This is a genomic window from Lichenihabitans sp. Uapishka_5 (assembly GCF_033947565.1).
Taxonomy (GTDB): domain Bacteria; phylum Pseudomonadota; class Alphaproteobacteria; order Rhizobiales; family Beijerinckiaceae; genus Lichenihabitans.
In genome coordinates this window covers 1-18,351 of record NZ_JARPVX010000079.1, presented here as the reverse complement: position 1 = coordinate 18,351, position 18,351 = coordinate 1, and the positions used below count along the sequence as shown (strand labels likewise).

The window sequence follows — 18,351 nt, the reverse complement described above, 5'->3', positions numbered from 1 at the left end:
TCCGTCGTCGGCAGCGTCAGATGTGTATAAGAGACAGGCGCTGCCGCCGGCCGTCACGCTCGGCTTCGCACCCTACGGCACCGACCTCGACGCCCAGGTGGCGCAGGCCCGCGCCTCCGGCCACGAGGTGGTGCTGCAGGTGCCGATGGAAAGCTTCAACCCGCCCGATGGCGCCGCCGCCATGCCGCACCTGCTTGCGACCGGCCGAACCACCCGGGAAACCCTCGACGATTTCGCTTGGCAGATGAGCCGCTTCGTCGGCTATGCGGGCGTGACGAGCTTTCTCGGCGCCAAATTCACTGCCGACGCGGGCGCCTTCACGCCCGTGCTGAAGGACGTCGGAGCGCGGGGCCTCTTCTTCCTCGACGACGGGACGGCCCCCCGCAACCTCGCAACCACGGCCGGGCCGCCGCTCGGGGTGCCGGTGGTCAAGGCCGATGTGGTGATCGACGCGCTCGGCGAGCCCGAAGCCATCGAAGCCTCCCTGCGCAAGCTCGAGAAAGTGGCCCAAAGCCGCGGCGCGGCGGTCGGCAGCACGACGGGTCTGCCGAATGCGGTCGATCGCGTGGCGGCCTTTACGGCGCGCCTGGCCGCCGATGGCGTGACGCTGGTGCCGGTCAGCAGCCTCGTCGCGGCGACGCCGACGGGTCGCCCTTAAGGCTCGGGTTATCCTGGAGTGCCAGGTATTCCGCCCCCGAATTGACGTGTTTTTACGTCAGGACCATGCGTCCCACGCCCGGAAAGCCAGAATGAGCGGAACTCAGTCCCCCAAGCGGCGCTCCTGGTTCTGGCCCGGCGTGTTGATTCTGCTGGTTGCGCTTGGTGTCGTGGTGGCCCAGTGGCGGCGGGTGGAGCCCTGGGGCGCCGCCCATCTCGGACCCTGGGTGGCCACGATCGAACCCTGGCTGCAGCAGCATGCCGGTCCGGTGATGCGCTTCGCCGGCGATGCGCCGACGGCACCCGCCGCCCCGACGACGGCAGCCGCAAAGCCGTCCGGTGCCGTGCCGGTGACGGTGGCCCAGGTGCGGACCGGCAGCTTTCCGGTGGTGCTGACCGGGCTCGGCACCGTGGAGCCGTATAATTCGGTGCTGGTCCGCAGCCGGGTCGATGGTCAGATCGTCAAGCTCAACTTCAAGGAAGGCGACCTCGTCGAAAAGGGCGATGTGCTGGTCGAGATCGATCCGCGGCCCTACCGCGCCGCGCTCGAACAGGCGCAGGCCAAGAAACAACAGGACGACGCCACCCTGTCGAATTCCAAGCGCGACCTCGACCGTTATGCGTCGCTGGCCAAGAGCGACTACGCCACCCGCCAGCAACTCGATACCCAGACCTCCCAGGTGGCTCAGTTGACCGGCCAGATCGCCGCCGATCAGGCCGCCATCGACAACGCCCAGACTCAGCTCGACTATGCGACCATCCGGGCGCCCATCAAGGGCCGGGTCGGGTTCCGGTTGGTCGACCAGGGCAACATCGTCAATGCCGCCACCACCACCGGCATCGTGCAGATCAACCAGATCAAGCCCATTTCGGTGATCTTCACTCAGCCGGAGGACCAGCTGACCGCCATCTCGGCCGGGCTGCGCGCCGGCGCGCTGCCGGTGACGGCCTTGTCCACGGACGGGATGCAGACCTATGCGGATGGCAAGCTCGAGGTCTTCAACAACGAGGTCGACGCCGCAAGCGGCACCATCCGCCTGAAGGCCACCTTCGACAACGCCGACAAGAAATTGTGGCCGGGCTTGTCGGTCGCCACCCGAATGACGGTGAGCACCCGGGAGAACGCGACCCTGGTGTCGGCCAACGCCCTTCTGCGGGGTCAGGCCGGCTTCTACGCCTATGCGGTGACGCCGGACGGCAAGGCCGAGATGCGTCCCCTCAAGGTGACGCTGATGAATCAGCAGGACGCGGTCGTGGATGCCGGCCTCAAGGCCGGCGACACCGTGGTGGTGGCGGGGCAGTACCGGTTGCAAGGCGGCACTCCCGTGACGGTCACGAACCCCGGCGCCCCGGGGGCCGACAAAGCGGCAGGCGCCGACAAGACGGCATCGGCCGCTTCCTCCAGCACGGCGGAATGACCCTATGAGCAGCGGCGGCGTCTCGGGACCTTTCATCCGGCACCCCATCGGCACCACGCTGCTGATGGTCGGGGTGTTGTGCATCGGCCTCGTGGCCTATCCGCAACTGCCGGTCGCACCGTTGCCGCAAGTGGATTTCCCCACCATCCAGGTATCGGCGTCGCTGCCCGGCGCCAGCCCCGAAACCATGGCCTCTTCGGTGGCCCAGCCACTCGAACGGCAATTCGCCCAGGTGCCCGGGGTGGCGCAGCTCACCTCGATCTCGACGCTGGGTTCCAGCGCCGTTACGATCCAGTTCGATCTCGACCGCAACATCGACGCGGCCGCGGGCGACGTGCAGTCGGCCATCAATGCGGCGGGCGGCCAGTTGCCCAAGACGCTGCCGAGCCCGCCGACCTATCGCAAGGTCAATCCCGCCGACGCGCCCATCATGCTTTTGTCGGTGACATCCGACACGCTGCCGCTGACGGAAGTCGACGACAACGCCGACACCAAGATCGCCCAGCAGCTCAGCCAGATCTCGGGCGTCAGCCAGGTGTCGATCGGCGGCGAGCAGAAGCCCTCGATCCGGGTGCAACTCGATCCCGCCAAGCTGGTCGCCAAGGGGCTGGCCCTCGAGGACGTGCGCAGCGCCATCGGGGTCACCACGGTCGACTCGCCGAAGGGCAACATCGACGGCGAACGGCGCAGCTACGTCATCTATGCCAACGACCAGCTCACCGCGAGCCAGGACTGGAACGACGTCATCGTGGCCTACAAGGACGGTGGCCCGGTGCGCATCCGCGACATCGGCCAGGCCGTGTCGGCAGCCGAAAACAGCAAGAACGCCGCCTGGGCCAATGGCAAGCGCGGCGTCTTCCTGGTGATCTTCAAGCAGCCCGGCGCCAACGTCATCGACATCGTCAATCAGATCAAGGCGGAGCTGCCGCGCCTGCAGGCCTCGATCCCGCCGGCCGTCCACGTCGGCGTGCTGAGCGACCGCACCATGACGATCCGGGCGGCGGTCGACGACGTGCAATACACGCTGTTGCTCACCATCGCGCTCGTCATCATGGTGATCTTCCTGTTCCTGCGCAGCGTCTGGGCGACCGTGATCCCGTCCATCACGGTGCCGTTGGCGCTGCTCGGCACCTGCGCCCTGATGTGGGCCTGCGGCTACAGCCTCGACAATCTGTCGTTGATGGCCCTGACCATCGCGGTGGGCTTCGTTGTCGACGACGCCATCGTGATGCTGGAAAACATCGCCCGCCACATCGAGGAAGGCGAAACGCCACGTCGGGCCGCCTTCAAGGGCGCCTCGGAGATCGGCTTCACCATCATCTCGATCAGCGTGTCGCTGATCGCCGTGCTGATCCCGCTGTTGATGATGTCGGGCATCATCGGGCGACTGTTCCGCGAGTTTTCGGTGACGCTGGCGATGACCATCGTGGTGTCGGCCTTTGTGTCGCTGACCTTGACCCCCATGATGGCGTCCCGCTTCCTGAAGCCCCACAACGCGCAACAGCATGGCCGCCTCTACAAGGCCAGCGAGCGCTTTTTCGATGGCATGCTGCGCTTGTACGAGCGCGGGCTCGATGTGTGCCTGCGGTTCCGCTTCATCACGCTGCTGGTGTTCCTCGGCACGCTGGCGCTGACGGTGGTGCTGTTCAACGCCATCCCGAAGGGCTTCTTCCCGCAACAGGATATCGGCCTGCTGTCGGGTGTTTCCGAAGCCGCGCAGGACATTTCCTTCGTGGATATGAAGCGCCACCAGGAGGAGCTCGGCAAGATCGTCCAGGCCGACCCGGATGTTGCGACGGTTGCGATGGCGCTCGGCTTCGGCGGCAACCCGGCCAACACCGGTCGCTTCTTCATCACCCTGAAGCCGCGCGACGAGCGGCAGGCTTCGGCCCAGCAGATCATCGCCCGCCTGCGGCAGAAGCTCGACAAGGTGGAGGGCGCACGCCTCTACCTGCAGGCCTCGCAGGACATCAACGTCGGTGGCCGCGCCTCACGGACGCAGTTCCAGTACACCTTGCAGGATGCCGACCTGCCGGAGCTTAACACCTGGTCGCCCAAGGTGCTGGCCAAGCTGAAGAGCCTGCCCGAACTGCGTGACGTCGCGTCGGACCAGCAGACGGAGGGCACGACCCTGACGCTGCGGATCGATCGCGACCAGGCGATGCGCTATGGCATCACGCCCCAGCTCATCGACGACACGCTCTACGACGCCTTCGGGCAGCGTCAGGTCACGCAATATTTCACGCAGCTGAACAGCTACCACGTGATCCTGGAGATCCTGCCCGAGATGCAGGGGCAGACCGAAAGCCTGGACAAGATCTTCATGCGGGCGCCCACCACGGGCGGCATGGTGCCGATGTCGGCCTTGGCCCAATGGACCACCATGCCGGTGCGGCCGCTGTCGATCAGTCATCAAGGCCAGTTCCCGGCCGTGACCTTGTCGTTCAACCTCGCGGAAAACGCGGCGCTCGGCCAGGCGACGGCCGCGATCGACCGGGCGATGCGCGAGATCGGCGTGCCATCGACGGTGCTGACGACCTTCCAGGGCAATGCCCAGGCGTTCCAGAAGTCGCTCGCCACCGTGCCGCTGCTGATCCTGGCGGCGCTGGTGGTGGTCTACATCATCCTCGGCGTGCTGTATGAAAGCTTCATCCACCCGCTGACCATCCTATCGACCCTGCCGTCGGCCGGCGCCGGCGCCCTGGCGATCCTGATGGCGTTCGGCTTCGACTTCTCGCTGGTGGCGCTGATCGGCGTCATCCTGCTGATCGGCATCGTCAAGAAGAACGGCATCATGCTGGTCGACTTCGCCATCGTGGCCGAGCGCGAAGAAAAGCTCACCGCCGAGGCGGCGATCCGCAAGGCGGCGCTGATGCGCTTCCGCCCCATCCTGATGACCACCATGGCGGCGCTGCTCGGCGGCGTGCCGCTGATGCTCGGCCACGGCACGGGATCGGAGATCCGGCAGCCGCTCGGCTATGCCATGGTGGGCGGCCTCGCAGTCAGCCAGTTGCTGACGCTGTTCACCACCCCGGTGATCTACATCTACCTCGACAAGGTGTCGGAATGGCTCGGCCTCAACCGCCGGGACGACGACGCCGACAAGCTGGGTGGCGAAACCGACACCGACTTGACGGTGCAGCAGGCGGCGGAGTAGCCGCAGCCCCATGGATCACGCAGCCCTCGTCCTGTTCTCCGGCGGACAGGATTCCGCCACATGCCTCGCCTGGGCGCTTGAGCGCTTCGCCCATGTGGAAACGGTGGGGTTCGACTACGGCCAGCGCCACAGCGTCGAGCTCGACGTCCGGCTGCGCTTCCTCGACGCGATCCGGGGCGCCTTCCCGGCCTGGGCCGCGAAGCTCGGCCCTGATCATCTGCTCGATCTGCGGGTGCTGGGCCAGGTCAGCGAAACCGCGCTGACGCGCCCCCAGGCCATCGCCATGCAGGCCGGCGGCCTGCCCAACACCTTTGTGCCGGGCCGTAACCTGCTGTTCGTCACCTTTGCGGCCGCCCTCGCCTATCGCCGCGGCATCAAGCGGATCGTCACGGGCGTCTGCGAAACGGATTATTCCGGTTATCCGGATTGCCGCGACGACACGATGAAGTCCCTGCAGGCGACCCTGAACCTCGGCATGGAATCACGCTTCGTGATCGACACGCCGCTGATGTGGATCGACAAGGCCGAAACCTGGGCTTTGTCGAAGCAGCTCGGCGGCCGCACCCTGGTCGAGCTCATCCGCGACGAAACCCACAGCTGCTACCTCGGCGACCGCGACCACCGGCACGACTGGGGCTTCGGCTGCGGGACCTGCCCGGCCTGCGAGCTCCGGGCGGAGGGGTGGCGCAAGTTCGAGGGCGAACCGACGTCGGCCTGAGGGGCAGGCCACCACCCGTCGTCATTCCGGGGCGGCGCAGCCGAACCCGGAACCGGGAGCCCGGGCCTGGATCGATTAGGCGCCCCGGTTCCGGCTCTCCGCTACGCTGCGGCCGGAATGAGGACCGCCGCTCAACCCTGCCCGGCCTGCGCCTTAAAGCCGTCGATCACCTGGCCGTACATCTCGAGCGTCTGCGCCGCGATGGCGTCCCAGCTGAAATGCGCCTCCACGCGCTTACGGCCGGCAGCGCCGAAGCGGGCCCGCAGGTCGGCGTCGCGGGCGACGCGGTTGACGGCCGCCGCCAGGGCTTCGGCGAAACCGGCCGGGTCGGCGGGGTCAAAAGTGCCGGGCTTCAGGCCGGGATCGACCAGCAGGCCGGTTTCCTCGGGCACCACCACCTCCGGAATGCCGCCGACTTTGGTGGCCACCACGGCGGTCGAGCACGCCATGGCCTCGAGATTGATGATGCCGAAGGGCTCGTAGACCGAGGGACAGCAGAACACTGCCGCATGGGTGTAGAGCTGGATCACGTCGGCGCGCGGCAGCATCTCGCTGATCCAGATCACGCCCGGGCGCTCGGCCGCCGCCTTGGCGACGCCCTCCGCCATCTCGCGCCCGATCTCGGGCGTGTCGGGCGCCCCGGCGCACAAGACGATCTGCAGGTCCGGGTCGATGTGCGGAATGGCATTGACCAGGTGGATGATGCCCTTCTGCCGGGTGATGCGGCCGACGAACAGCAGGAACGGCCTTTTGGGATCGATGCCATGTCGGGTCAGCACGTCGGTGCCGGCGACGGCTTTGTACTGGTCGAGGTCGATGCCGTTGTGGATGACGTGCACCTTGGCCGGGTCGATGTCGAACAAGCGCAGCACGTCGGCCTTGGTTTCACGCGACACCGCCACGATGCCGTCCGCCGCCTCGATGGCGGTGCGCTCCATCCAGGCCGACAGATGGTAGCCGTTGCCGAGCTGCTCGACCTTCCAGGGCCGCAGCGGCTCGAGCGAATGGATCGTCAGGATGTTCGGGATGCCCCACAGCTTGCCGGCCAGAACGCCGCCCATGTCGGTGTACCAGGTGTGGCAATGCACGAGCTCGGCGTCGAGCGTGTCCTTGGCCATCGCGAGCGAGCGCGCATAGGCGTCAAGCGCCCCCACGAAGCGCGGATCGGTGTTGCGCTTGGTTTCGTCCCATTGCGGGTAGCCATGCACGGTCAGGCGGCCGTCATGCTGGTGCTGGTCGCCGAAGCAGCGCACTTCGACGTCGATCGACTTGGCCAGGGCCGCTGCGAGATATTCGACGTGGACCCCTGCCCCGCCATAGACGTAGGGCGGGTATTCCTTGGTCAGAAGGGCGACTCGCTTCGGGCTTGGCATCGACCGCATCTCCGCGACGGCTCAGGGGATGCCTAAGCTACACGCAGCGATCGCCTGGCGTATAGCGGTCTCACTCGCATTCACGCCTGGACCTCGCTGCAGTCCCATCATGGCGACGCGGCGGAACCGTCCCGGCAACCCATCCGACGTTGCCGTCCTGGGTTGCTTCGCTTCGCTCGCAATGACGGCTTTCGATTGCGGGGACGTGGATCGACCTAGACGGTCTTCGCCACGGGCCGCCCTTGGTGCGGCGTCGCGGGAATGAACCAGGTCAACAGGCCGATCATCGGCAGGAACGAGCAAAGCTTGTAAACGAAGCCGATGCTGGTGTGGTCCGCAACCTCGCCCAGCACCGCCGCCCCGAGCCCGCCCGTGCCGAAGGCAAGGCCGAAAAACAGGCCGGCGATCATGCCGACGCTGTTGGGCATCAGATCCTGCGCATAAACCACGATGGCCGAGAAGGCCGACGACAGGATCAGGCCGATCAACACGGACAACACGCTGGTCCAGAACAGGTTGGCGTAGGGCAGCGCCAGGGTGAAGGGCAGCACGCCGAGGATCGACACCCAGATCACGTATTTGCGGCCGATGCGGTCACCGATGGGGCCGCCCACCAGCGTGCCGACCGCCACCGAGGCCAGGAACAGAAACAGGTGCAGTTGCGCGTCGGCGACGCCGAGGTGGAACTTGTCGATCAGGTAGAAGGTGAAGTAGCTGCCCATGCTGGCCAGGTAGAACTGCTTGGAGAAGACGAGCAGCACCAGGATGGTCATCACGGTCCAGACCGTGCGGCGCGGGTGTGGCGTCACCGCGATGGCTGCCTTGGCCTGCGGCTTCTTCAGGTTGGCCGAATACCATTGCGCGATCTTGAACAGGATGATGGCGGCCAGCACGGCGGCAGGCGAGAACCAGGCGATGGACCGCTGTCCATGCGCCACCACGATCCAGGCCGCCAGCAGCGGCCCGAGCGCCGTGCCGAAATAGCCGCCCACCTGGAACAGGCTTTGGGCGAAACCATGCCGGCCGCCCGAAGCCGCACGGGCGATGCGGGACGATTCCGGATGAAAGATCGACGATCCGACGCCCACCAGCGAGGCCGCCACCAGCAGGATGGCGTAGCTCGGCGCCACCGACAGCAGCAGCAGACCGCACAAGCTGATGCCCATGCCGACCGGCAACAAGAACGGCCGCGGATGACGGTCGGTGTAAAGGCCGATCCAGGGCTGCAGCAGCGAGGCCGTCAGCTGGAACGCCAGGGTGATAAGCCCGATCTGGCCGAAATCGAGCGCGAATTCCGTCTTCAGGATCGGATAGATGGCCGGCACCAGCGACTGGATGAGGTCGTTCAGCCCATGTGTCAGGCTGGTGCCGTAAAGCACCAGCGCAGCCGTGCCGGCACCCGCCGCAGCCTTGGCGCCGCTACGGCCGGCTGCGGCACTCACAGGCGCTCCCGCGCCATCCAGTCTCGCATCCATGGATCACCTGTTCCAGGCCGTCGGGCCCACGCGCCACACCCGTCACGGCGCCTCACAGGGCGGGCACCGGGGAGGCGAGCCCGCGACAAGGCGCCCGTGATGCGGGCCAGGATCGGCCACGGGCGATGGAACCCTGTTTACGCTGATCGTTTGCATGCGCAAGATCGGCTTGCGCATGGCTGTCGCGGCGGCGCAGCCCCGTGGCGGGCGGCCGTGACGCGGTTCCAAGCGTTGCGGACGAGCCGAGACGACGTGTCACTTCTCGGACACGCCACGCCGCCTTCCGGCCTGCGGACCCGGGTTGATGCTTGTCTTGTGACCCGTTTGTGGGATGAGAGATGAGGGGTTCCGCGAAGTGTGAGTTGAGACGACCAGAACGATGTCATTCGCCGCCGTTGTCGAACGCCCCTCATTCACCGAGTCGAAATCGCAAAACCTCCAAGACACCATCACCCGGGCCACCCGGGCGCTTCGCGGGCAGCAGCGCCGTGACGGGCATTTCGCCTTCGAGCTCGAAGCCGATGCCACGATCCCGTCCGAATACATCCTGCTGAAGCATTTCCTGGGCGAGCCCGAGCCGGAGATCGAGCGCAAGATCGGCGTCTACCTGCGCCGCATCCAGGGGCCGGATGGCGGCTGGGCGCTGGTGCATGGCGGCGAGCTCAACATGTCGGCCACCGTGAAGGCCTATTTCGCCCTGAAGATGATCGGCGACCCGATCGACGCGCCCCACATGGCGCGAGCCCGCGAGGCCGTGCTGCAGCGCGGCGGCGCCGCCACCAGCAACGTCTTCACCCGCAACACGCTGGCGCTGTTCGGCGAGGTGCCGTGGCGTGCCGTGCCGGTGATGCCCGTCGAGATCATGCTGCTGCCGGGCTGGTTCCCGTTCCATCTGAACAAGATTTCCTATTGGGCCCGCACCACGCTGGTGCCCATGATGGTGCTGGCCGCCCTGAAGCCCCGCGCCCGCAACCCGCGCGGCGTGACGATCCGCGAATTGTTCGTGACGCCGCCCGAGGCGGAACGGCATTGGCCGACCGCGCAGCCGGATTCCAAGCTTTGGGGTCGCGTCTTCGGCGCCATCGACGCCGTTCTGCAGCGCGTCGAGCCGCTGTTCCCGAAGAGCGCCCGCAAGCGCGCCATCGACAAGGCCGTGGCCTTCACGGTGGAACGGCTGAACGGCGAGGACGGGCTCGGCGCCATCTACCCGGCCATGGCCAATTCCGTGATGATGTTCGAGCTGCTCGGCTTTCCGCTTGACAGCGAGGCCGTGAAACTCGCTCGCGCCTCGATCGAGAAGCTGATGGTGGTGGGCGAGGACGAGGCCTATTGCCAGCCCTGCCTGTCGCCCGTGTGGGACACGGCGTTGGCCGCCCAGGCGCTGATCGAGACGGGGTTCGAGGGCGAAGCTTCGGCCGAGCGCAGCCTCGACTGGCTGATCCCGCGCCAGGTGCTCGACGTGGTGGGCGACTGGGCCCACAACCGTCCGGGCGTGCGGCCCGGCGGCTGGGCCTTCCAATACGAGAACCCGCATTACCCCGATCTCGACGACACCGCCGTGGTGGTGATGGCGATGGACCGGCTGGCCGGAAAGCCGGGCGGCGAGAAATACAACGAGGCCATCGCGCGCGGCCGCGAATGGGTGGTGGGCCTGCAAAGCAAGAACGGCGGCTGGGGCGCCTTCGAGGCCGACAACGTCAACCATTACCTCAACGCCATCCCGTTCGCCGACCATGGTGCACTGCTCGACCCGCCGACCGCCGACGTGACGGCGCGCTGCGTCGGCATGCTGGCGCAACTGGGCGAACGGCCGGACACGAGCGAGCCGGTGCGCCGCGGCGTCGATTACCTGATTGCCGACCAGGAAAAGGACGGCAGCTGGTTCGGGCGCTGGGGCGTCAATTACATTTACGGCACCTGGTCGGTGTTGTGCGCCCTCAACGCGGCCGGGCTCGACCACGGCAGCACGACGATGCGGCGGGCGGTCGCCTGGCTGCTGGCCATCCAGAATGCGGATGGGGGCTGGGGCGAAAGCGACCAAAGCTACGAGGCCGATCGCAAGGGGCACCGCGCGGCGCCCAGCACCGCTTCGCAGACCGCCTGGGCCACCCTCGGCCTGATGGCGGCCGGTGAAATCGACAACCCGGCCGTGAAGCGCGGCATCGATTATCTGATGGCGCAACAAGGCGACGACGGCCAATGGCCGGAAGAAGAGTTCACCGGCACGGGCTTCGCCCGGGTGTTCTACCTGCGCTACCATGGCTATTCGAAGTTCTTCCCGCTCTGGGCCACGGCCCGCTACCGCAACCTCAAGGCCGGCAACACCAAGACCGTCATGGTCGGCATGTGACGCAAAGCGCCCTGCCGTCGATCCTGGCCGTCACCGGGCTGCAGGCCGAGGCCCGCATCGTAGCGGCACCGGGGGTGACGGCACTGGCGGGCGGTGGTGACGCGGCGCGACTCGCCGCGATGCTGGAAGCCCATCTGCAACAGGGCGCCAGGGCGGTGATCTCTTTCGGCATCGCGGGCGGCCTCGCCCCGGGGGTGTCGCCCGGCACCCTCGTGGTGGCCGACGCCGTCCGATCGGGCGACGATCACTGGAATACGGATGCGAGCTGGCGGAGCGCCCTGCGGGCCGCCCTGCCCCGCTCGATCGCCGGGCCGATCCTTGGCGTCGATGTCCCGGTGGCGGATGCCGCCGGCAAGGCCAGGATGCACCGCGAGACCGGCGCCGTGGCGGTCGACATGGAATCCCACATCGCGGCCCGGGTCGCGGCCCGTCACGGCGTGCCTTTCGCGGTTCTCCGGGTGGTGGCGGACCCGGCCGAACGGAGTTTGCCGGGCGCGGCCCTGGTGGGCATGCGTCACGACGGCAGGACGGATGTTGTGGCGGTGCTGCGCGCCCTGGCCCGCCGCCCGTCCGAACTGCCCGGCCTGATCCGCACCGGGCTCGATGCTCAGGCGGCCTTCCGGGCCCTGAAAGCGTGTCGCGCGGCTCTCGACGCCGATCTGGGCTTCGCCGAGCCAATCAAGCCAGGCTCAAGCCTCGCACCCTAAGGTGCCGCTTGCGGGCGCATGGTCTCACGATCCTGCGCCCCCGGAGTGGGTGCTTGATGCAAACGAAAACGCTGATCACCGTGCTGGTTGCCCTGGCGGGCCTGGGGGGCGCCGCCCAGGCGGCCGACCTCGACAGCTTTTACGGGCAGGATGAGGACGTGGCGCCGGCGCCCAACCTCACCTTCGGGACCGGCTGGTACCTGCGCGGCGACCTGACCGCCACGGACGATCGCAAGCCGAACGTCCTCGGCAGCCTCGACAAGGCCACCCAGCGGGACTGGAACTACGGCGTCGGCGGCGGTGTCGGCTACAAGCTGAACAGCTACTTTCGCACCGATCTGACGGGCGATTATCTCGGCCCGGAGAAGACGGTTCAAACCGTCTATGGCGTCAACGAGACGTGGTCGGCCAAGTCGAACCTCCGCCGCTTCGATGTTCTGACGAACGCCTACCTCGACCTCGGCACCTGGGCGGGGCTGACGCCCTATATCGGCGCGGGCGTCGGTGTCGCCGGGGTCAGGCTCGACGGGTCCTATGAACACAGCGCGCCGCTGACGGGCGGCTATGATTATTACAAGATCAGCGGCAAGACGCGCTACGATCTCGCCTGGGCCGCGATGGCGGGCGTGACCTACAACCTGTCGCAAAACCTGCTGATCGACGTCGGTTACCGCTATCTCGACCTCGGCTCCTATACGGTGCCGCACTATGCCGTGTCGTCCTTCAACGTCGGATCGAAGGCGGACCTCACCTCGCATCAGATCCGCGCCGGCCTTCGTTACATGATCTACTGACGGCAGGCCGACGCCCGCTTGTCAAAACCCGTCGCCTCCCTTACATCCGGCGACGGGACACCTCTCCCCACCGAGAGGCGCCCATCTGTAAGGATGGTCAGCGATGACGAATGCGATGCCCGGCAGCAAGCCGGCAAACCCATGCTTTTCTTCCGGCCCCTGCGCCAAGCGCCCCGGCTGGAGCCTCGAGGCGCTGAACGGCGCCGTTCTGGGTCGCTCCCACCGGGCCAAGCCCGGCAAGGCCAAGCTGCAGCAGGCGATCGACCTCACCCGTGACGTGCTCCAGGTGCCGGCGGATTACCGCATCGGCATCGTGCCGGCTTCCGACACCGGCGCCGTCGAGATGGCGATGTGGTCGCTGCTGGGCGAGCGCCCGGTCGACATGGTGGCCTGGGAAAGCTTCGGCGAAGGCTGGGTCACGGATGCGGTGAAGCAGCTGAAGCTCGCCGACGCCCGCGTGCTGAAGGCCGGCTATGGCGAGATCGTCGATTTTGCCGAGGTCGATTTCGATCACGACGTGGTGTTCACCTGGAACGGCACCACCTCGGGCGTGCGCCTTCCCAATGCCGACGCCATCCCGGCGACGCGAAAAGGCCTGACGATCTGCGACGCGACCTCGGCTGCCTTCGCCCAGGCGCTCGACTTCAGCAAGCTCGATGTGGTGACCTTCTCCTGGCAGAAGGTGCTGGGCGGCGAGGCGGCGCACGGCATGCTGATCCTGTCGCCGCGCGCGGTCGCCCGGCTGGAAAGCTACGTGCCGACCTGGCCGATGCCGAAAATCTTCCGGCTCACCGCCAAGAACAAGCTCATCGAGGGCATCTTCTCGGGTGAAACCATCAACACCCCGTCGCTGCTCTGCACCGAGGACTATCTCGACGCCTTGACCTGGGCCAAGTCGGTCGGCGGCCTGCAGGGCCTCATCGCCCGCGCCGATGCCAATGCCAAGGCGCTCAACGATTGGGCCGATCGCACCCCCTGGATCGCCAATCTGGCCGAGAACCCCGCGATCCGCTCGAACACCTCCGTGTGCCTCAAGGTGGTGGACCCGACCGTGACGGCGCTGCCGGCCGATCAACAGGCCGCCTTTGCCAAGACGCTGGCGGCAACGCTCGAAAAGGAGGGCGTCGCCCTCGACATTGGCGCCTACCGCGATGCCCCGCCCGGCCTGCGGATCTGGTGCGGCGCCACGGTGGAAACAAAGGACGTCGAGGCGCTGACCCATTGGCTTGACTGGGCCTTTGCCAAGGCGACCACGACCCTCAAGGCCGCGGCCTAAGCCACATCCCCCCGGGCGGAGGGCGGCCGACCAGGCCGCATCCCCCCGATCAGGCCCATCCCATGCCGTTGCCGGCCGCATCGACCCTCCTGCCGGGTCGGCGTTCGGCTGATCGTTCCCTTCCGACCTCGCTCCCCGCGAGGCCTCCGCCTTCCGCGCGCGTCGAAGGTGGCAGCACCACAAGGTTTAAGCCCATGGCACCCCGCGTCCTTATCTCCGACTCCCTGTCCCCCGCCGCCGTCGCGATCTTCAAGGATCGCGGCGTCGAGGTCGACGTCAAGCCTGGCCTCGACAAGGATCAACTGGCCGCCATCATCGGCGATTACGACGGCCTGGCGATCCGCTCGGCCACCAGGGTCACGCCGAAGCTGCTCGAATCCGCCACCCGCCTGAAGGTGGTCGGCCGCGCCGGCATCGGGGTCGACAACGTCGACATCCCGGCCGCCACCGCCAAGGGTGTGATCGTGATGAACACGCCCTTCGGCAACTCGATCACCACGGCCGAACACGCCATCGCGCTGATGTTCGCGCTGGCCCGCGAACTGCCGGCCGCCGATGCCTCCACCCAGGCGGGCAAGTGGGAAAAGAACCGCTTCATGGGCGTCGAGATCACCGGCAAGGTGCTGGGCCTGATCGGCTGCGGCAACATCGGCTCGATCGTGGCCGACCGGGCCATCGGCCTGCGCATGCGGGTGGTGGCCTATGACCCCTTCCTGAGCCCCGAGCGGGCGATCGACCTCGGGGTCGAGAAGGTGGAGTTGGACGACCTGTTGGCACGCGCCGATTTTATCACCCTGCACGTGCCGATGACGCCGCAAACCAAGAACGTGCTGTCGGCCGAGAACCTGGCCAAGACCAAGAAGGGCGTCCGCATCATCAATTGCGCCCGCGGTGGCCTGATCGACGAGCCCGCCTTGCGGGCCCTGCTCGACAACGACCATGTGGCGGGTGCCGCCATCGACGTGTTCGCGGTCGAGCCCGCCAAGGAGAACGTGCTGTTCGGCCATCCGAAGGTGGTCTGCACGCCGCATCTCGGCGCCGCCACCAACGAGGCGCAAGAGAACGTCGCCCTCCAGGTGGCCGAGCAGATGTCGGACTACCTCATCCGCGGCGCCATCTCGAATGCCATCAACTTCCCCTCGATCACCGCCGAGGAAGCGCCCAAGCTGAAGCCGATGATCGCGCTCGCCGAGAAGCTCGGCGCCTTCGCGGGCCAATTGACGGAAGACCGCATCACCCAGGTGAAGATCGTCTACGAAGGCGAGGCCGCGACGCTGAAGACCAAGGCGCTGACGGCCGCGGCCCTCACGGGCCTGATGCGCCCGACCTTGTCGAGCATCAACGTCGTGTCGGCCCCGGCCATCGCCAAGGAGCGCGGCATCGTGGTGGACGAGATCACCCGGGCGGCGCAAAGCGACTATGATTCGCTCATCACGCTGACGGTCGTGACCGACACCCAGGAGCGCTCGATCACCGGCACGGTGTTCAGCGACGGCAAGCCCCGCATCGTGTCGATCAAGGACATCAAGGTCGACGCCGAATTCGCGCCCTCGATGGTGTATGTGACCAACGAGGACAAGCCGGGCTTCATCGGTCGCTTCGCGTCCGTGCTGGGCGATGCCGGCATCAACATCGCCACCTTCGCGCTCGGCCGCGACCGCGAAGGCGGCTCGGCCATCGCGCTCGTCGAGGTGGATGGCACCGTGCCGAGCGATGCGCTCGGCAAGATCCAGGTCATCCCCGGCGTCCGCGCCGCCAAGGAACTGCGCTTCTGAGGCAGACATCGCGGCGCGGGCCACATCCCGCGTCGCCGTCGCTGGTGGTAACGGTCGCTTTACCCTGGGTTGAAATGGCGGGGCGTCTTAAGCCCCGTTAAGGCGGGCGCAACGGCATGGGATTAATTCCCACATCGGAGGTTCCCGATGTCCTTAGCCGTTTCCAGTTCCACCAGTCAGAATACGCTCGTCCAGCTTCTCCAGAAGACCTTCGACAAAGCAGGATCGAGCTCCACCACTTCCACCGGGTCGTCTGGGACGGCCAGCACGAGCAGCACCGTCAGTTCGTCGACCACCAGCGCCTCGAGTTCGGCCGCCCTGGCCGGCTTCCTGACGCAACTGACGAGCGGCTCCGAGGCCAGTGGGCGCCAGGCCGGCCCCGGCGGCGCCGGCGGTCCTCCCCCGGGAGCCCCGCCCGGGGGCACGCCGCCGTCCGGCAGCGACGCGGCCCAAGGCAAATCGAGCCTCGAAAGCGGCCTGAGTTCGGTGCTGACCGCCCTCAAGTCGGCGTCGAGCGGCACCTCCACCACCACCTCGACCAGTGGCGACAGCAGCCTGACGACGCTTGAAAGCAAGATCAGCGCCGTCCTGTCCGACATGACGTCGAGCGATGCGTCCGGTACCACCGGCACGTCGCAAGCCCCGAAGGGGCCGCCGCCGGGCGGCATGGGTCGGATGGATGGCGGCGCCGCGGCGGGAACCGCTTCGGCGTCCTCCACGACGTCCACGTCGTCGCAGATGGATACGCTGGTCAGTGCCCTTCAGGCCTATACCGCCAGCAGTTCGACCACGACGGCCTGATCCGAACCCGATGACGGGCAACGCCCCAGCGCAAGCTGCGGGCGTTTTTGGTTCGGGCAAATCGGCGGCGCGGACAGCCTGGCCTTGAAGGACAGGTGCCAAACCAGGGCAAGCCCGCTAGGATGCGGCGGTTTCGCAAGCGCTCTCCTCCGCCCCCAGGGGGCGAAGGGACAAAGGAATACGTATGGCCAACGTCGTGGTTGTCGGCGCCCAGTGGGGCGACGAGGGGAAGGGCAAGATCGTCGACTGGTTGTCGACGGAAGCCGATGTGGTGGTGCGCTTTCAGGGTGGCCACAATGCCGGCCACACCCTGGTGATCGGCGACGCCGTCTACAAGCTGGCGCTGCTGCCCTCCGGCATCGTCAGGCCCGGCAAGCTGTCGGTCATCGGCAATGGCGTGGTGCTCGACCCGCACCATCTCGTGGGCGAGATCGCCAAGCTGCGCGGCCAAGGCGTCGCCATCACGACCGACAACCTGAAGATCGCCGAGAACGTCACGCTGATCCTGTCGCTGCACCGGGAGCTCGACGCCCACCGGGAAAGCGCCATCGTGGGCGGCGTCACCATCGGCACCACCAAGCGGGGCATCGGCCCGGCCTATGAGGACAAGGTCGGCCGTCGCGCCATCCGGCTGATGGACCTTGCCGAACCCGACACGCTGGACGGAAAGATCGAGCGGCTGCTGGCCCATCACAACCCGCTGCGCATCGGCCTCGGCCTGCCCACCATCACCGTAGAGGCGATCCGCGACGAGCTCGTGGCCGTCGCGCCGGACGTGCTGCCCTTTATGGACGCCACCTTCCTGCTCCTCGACGAGGCACGCCGGGCCGGCAAGCGCATCCTGTTCGAGGGTGCCCAGGGCGCCATGCTGGATGTCGACCATGGCACCTATCCCTATGTCACCTCGTCCAACACCGTGTCGGGTGCGGCCGCCACGGGCTCCGGCCTCGGCCCGGGCGCCATCGGCTATGTGCTGGGCATCGCCAAAGCCTATACGACGCGCGTCGGCGGCGGCCCTTTCCCGACCGAACTGCATGACGAGATCGGCCAGCTGATCGGCGACAAGGGCCATGAATACGGCGTCAACACCGGCCGCCGCCGCCGCTGCGGCTGGTTCGATGCCGTGCTGGTGCGGCAGACCGTGAAGACCTCGGGCATCAACGGGATCGCGCTGACCAAGCTCGACATCCTGGACGGCTTTCCCGAGATCAAGATCTGCACCCGCTACCGGCTCGATGGCCGCCTGATCGACCACCTGCCGGCCAGCCAGGCCGCTCAGGCCCGGGTCGAGCCGGTTTATCAAAGCTTCGAGGGCTGGGAGGGTGCCACGGGCGGCGCCCGCTCCTGGGCCGACCTGCCGGCCCAGGCGATCAAATACGTCCGCTACGTGGAAGAGCTGATCGGCTGCCCCGTGGCCCTGCTGTCCACGAGCCCGCAACGCGACGACACCATCCTCATGCACAATCCGTTTCAGGACTGAGCCGCAGCGCCCCTGCGGAAGGATTGACGGAACTTGGCCGGAATGCTCTGACGAAGCCTATGGCCGAGTATTACCCCCTGATCTCGCGCGCCGTCGCAGGTCTTCGCGACGGTGCACCCGCCCCTCGCCAAGCGATCTATGACCGCGCCAGGCAGGCGCTGGTCGGCCAGCTTCGGGGCATGCAGCCCCCGATCCCCGAAGACGCGATCGACAAGGAGATCCGCGCCCTCGACGAGGCGATCGACAGGATCGAGGCGGAGCTCGCCCCGAAACAATCCGTGTCGGATCTGGCGTCGGCCGCGGTGGAAGCCGCGTTGTCAGGCAGTCCGCTGACGCTCTGCGAGTTCGTCAGCCAGACGGACGCGCCCGA

General features: G+C 67.2%; 12 protein-coding genes and 1 pseudogene. 11 read left to right on the top strand and 2 right to left on the bottom strand.

The features are described from left to right. The first annotated feature begins 749 nt into the window (after positions 1-749). The 3 genes from P7D22_RS18850 to queC are packed head-to-tail and all read left to right on the top strand — an operon-like array spanning position 750 to position 5,950. Positions 750-2,075 (top strand): efflux RND transporter periplasmic adaptor subunit, encoded by a 1,326-nt coding sequence (locus tag P7D22_RS18850; RefSeq protein WP_319935799.1) that lies wholly within the window; start codon positions 750-752, stop codon positions 2,073-2,075. Positions 2,076-2,079: 4 nt separating this feature from the next. Further along, entirely contained in the window at positions 2,080-5,232 is a 3,153-nt protein-coding gene (locus tag P7D22_RS18845) for a multidrug efflux RND transporter permease subunit (RefSeq protein ID WP_319935798.1), read from the top strand. A gap of 10 nt (positions 5,233-5,242) precedes the next feature. Then, the gene (queC, locus tag P7D22_RS18840) at positions 5,243-5,950 is read left to right on the top strand and encodes a 7-cyano-7-deazaguanine synthase QueC (RefSeq protein WP_319935797.1); all 708 of its coding nucleotides are present in this window, start codon (positions 5,243-5,245) and stop codon (positions 5,948-5,950) included. Positions 5,951-6,081: 131 nt separating this feature from the next. Here the strand turns inward: queC and glgA are convergent, their stop codons facing one another. Further along, a complete protein-coding gene (gene glgA / locus P7D22_RS18835) occupies positions 6,082-7,323 on the bottom strand; it encodes a glycogen synthase (protein ID WP_319935796.1) in 1,242 nt (413 codons plus the stop codon). Positions 7,324-7,538: 215 nt separating this feature from the next. Beyond that, positions 7,539-8,798 carry an MFS transporter gene (locus P7D22_RS18830; RefSeq protein WP_442916115.1) on the bottom strand — a complete coding sequence of 420 codons (1,260 nt, stop codon included), beginning with the start codon at positions 8,796-8,798 and terminating at the stop codon, positions 7,539-7,541. A gap of 379 nt (positions 8,799-9,177) precedes the next feature. On the opposite strand from P7D22_RS18830, the gene shc reads away from it, so the two are divergent. The 8 genes and pseudogenes from shc to P7D22_RS18790 all read left to right on the top strand — a co-directional run. Beyond that, entirely contained in the window at positions 9,178-11,148 is a 1,971-nt protein-coding gene (shc, locus tag P7D22_RS18825) for a squalene--hopene cyclase (RefSeq protein ID WP_319935795.1), read from the top strand. Beyond that, the gene (locus P7D22_RS18820) at positions 11,145-11,855 is read left to right on the top strand and encodes a phosphorylase (protein ID WP_319935794.1); all 711 of its coding nucleotides are present in this window, start codon (positions 11,145-11,147) and stop codon (positions 11,853-11,855) included. The genes shc and P7D22_RS18820 overlap by 4 nt, the downstream gene beginning before the upstream one ends. A gap of 56 nt (positions 11,856-11,911) precedes the next feature. Beyond that, entirely contained in the window at positions 11,912-12,649 is a 738-nt protein-coding gene (locus tag P7D22_RS18815) for an outer membrane protein (RefSeq protein WP_319935793.1), read from the top strand. Positions 12,650-12,752: 103 nt separating this feature from the next. Further along, the gene (locus tag P7D22_RS18810) at positions 12,753-13,925 is read left to right on the top strand and encodes a phosphoserine transaminase (protein WP_319935792.1); all 1,173 of its coding nucleotides are present in this window, start codon (positions 12,753-12,755) and stop codon (positions 13,923-13,925) included. A gap of 194 nt (positions 13,926-14,119) precedes the next feature. Beyond that, the gene (gene serA, locus P7D22_RS18805) at positions 14,120-15,700 is read left to right on the top strand and encodes a phosphoglycerate dehydrogenase (RefSeq protein ID WP_319935791.1); all 1,581 of its coding nucleotides are present in this window, start codon (positions 14,120-14,122) and stop codon (positions 15,698-15,700) included. Positions 15,701-15,847: 147 nt separating this feature from the next. Next, positions 15,848-16,501, top strand: a complete 654-nt coding sequence (locus P7D22_RS18800; protein ID WP_319935790.1) for a hypothetical protein — start codon at positions 15,848-15,850, stop codon at positions 16,499-16,501. A gap of 184 nt (positions 16,502-16,685) precedes the next feature. Continuing rightward, complete coding sequence (locus tag P7D22_RS18795) at positions 16,686-17,981, top strand: adenylosuccinate synthase (RefSeq protein ID WP_319935789.1); 1,296 nt, start codon at positions 16,686-16,688, stop codon at positions 17,979-17,981. Positions 17,982-18,040: 59 nt separating this feature from the next. Then, positions 18,041-18,351: pseudogene (locus P7D22_RS18790) on the top strand (hypothetical protein); the annotation flags it as partial.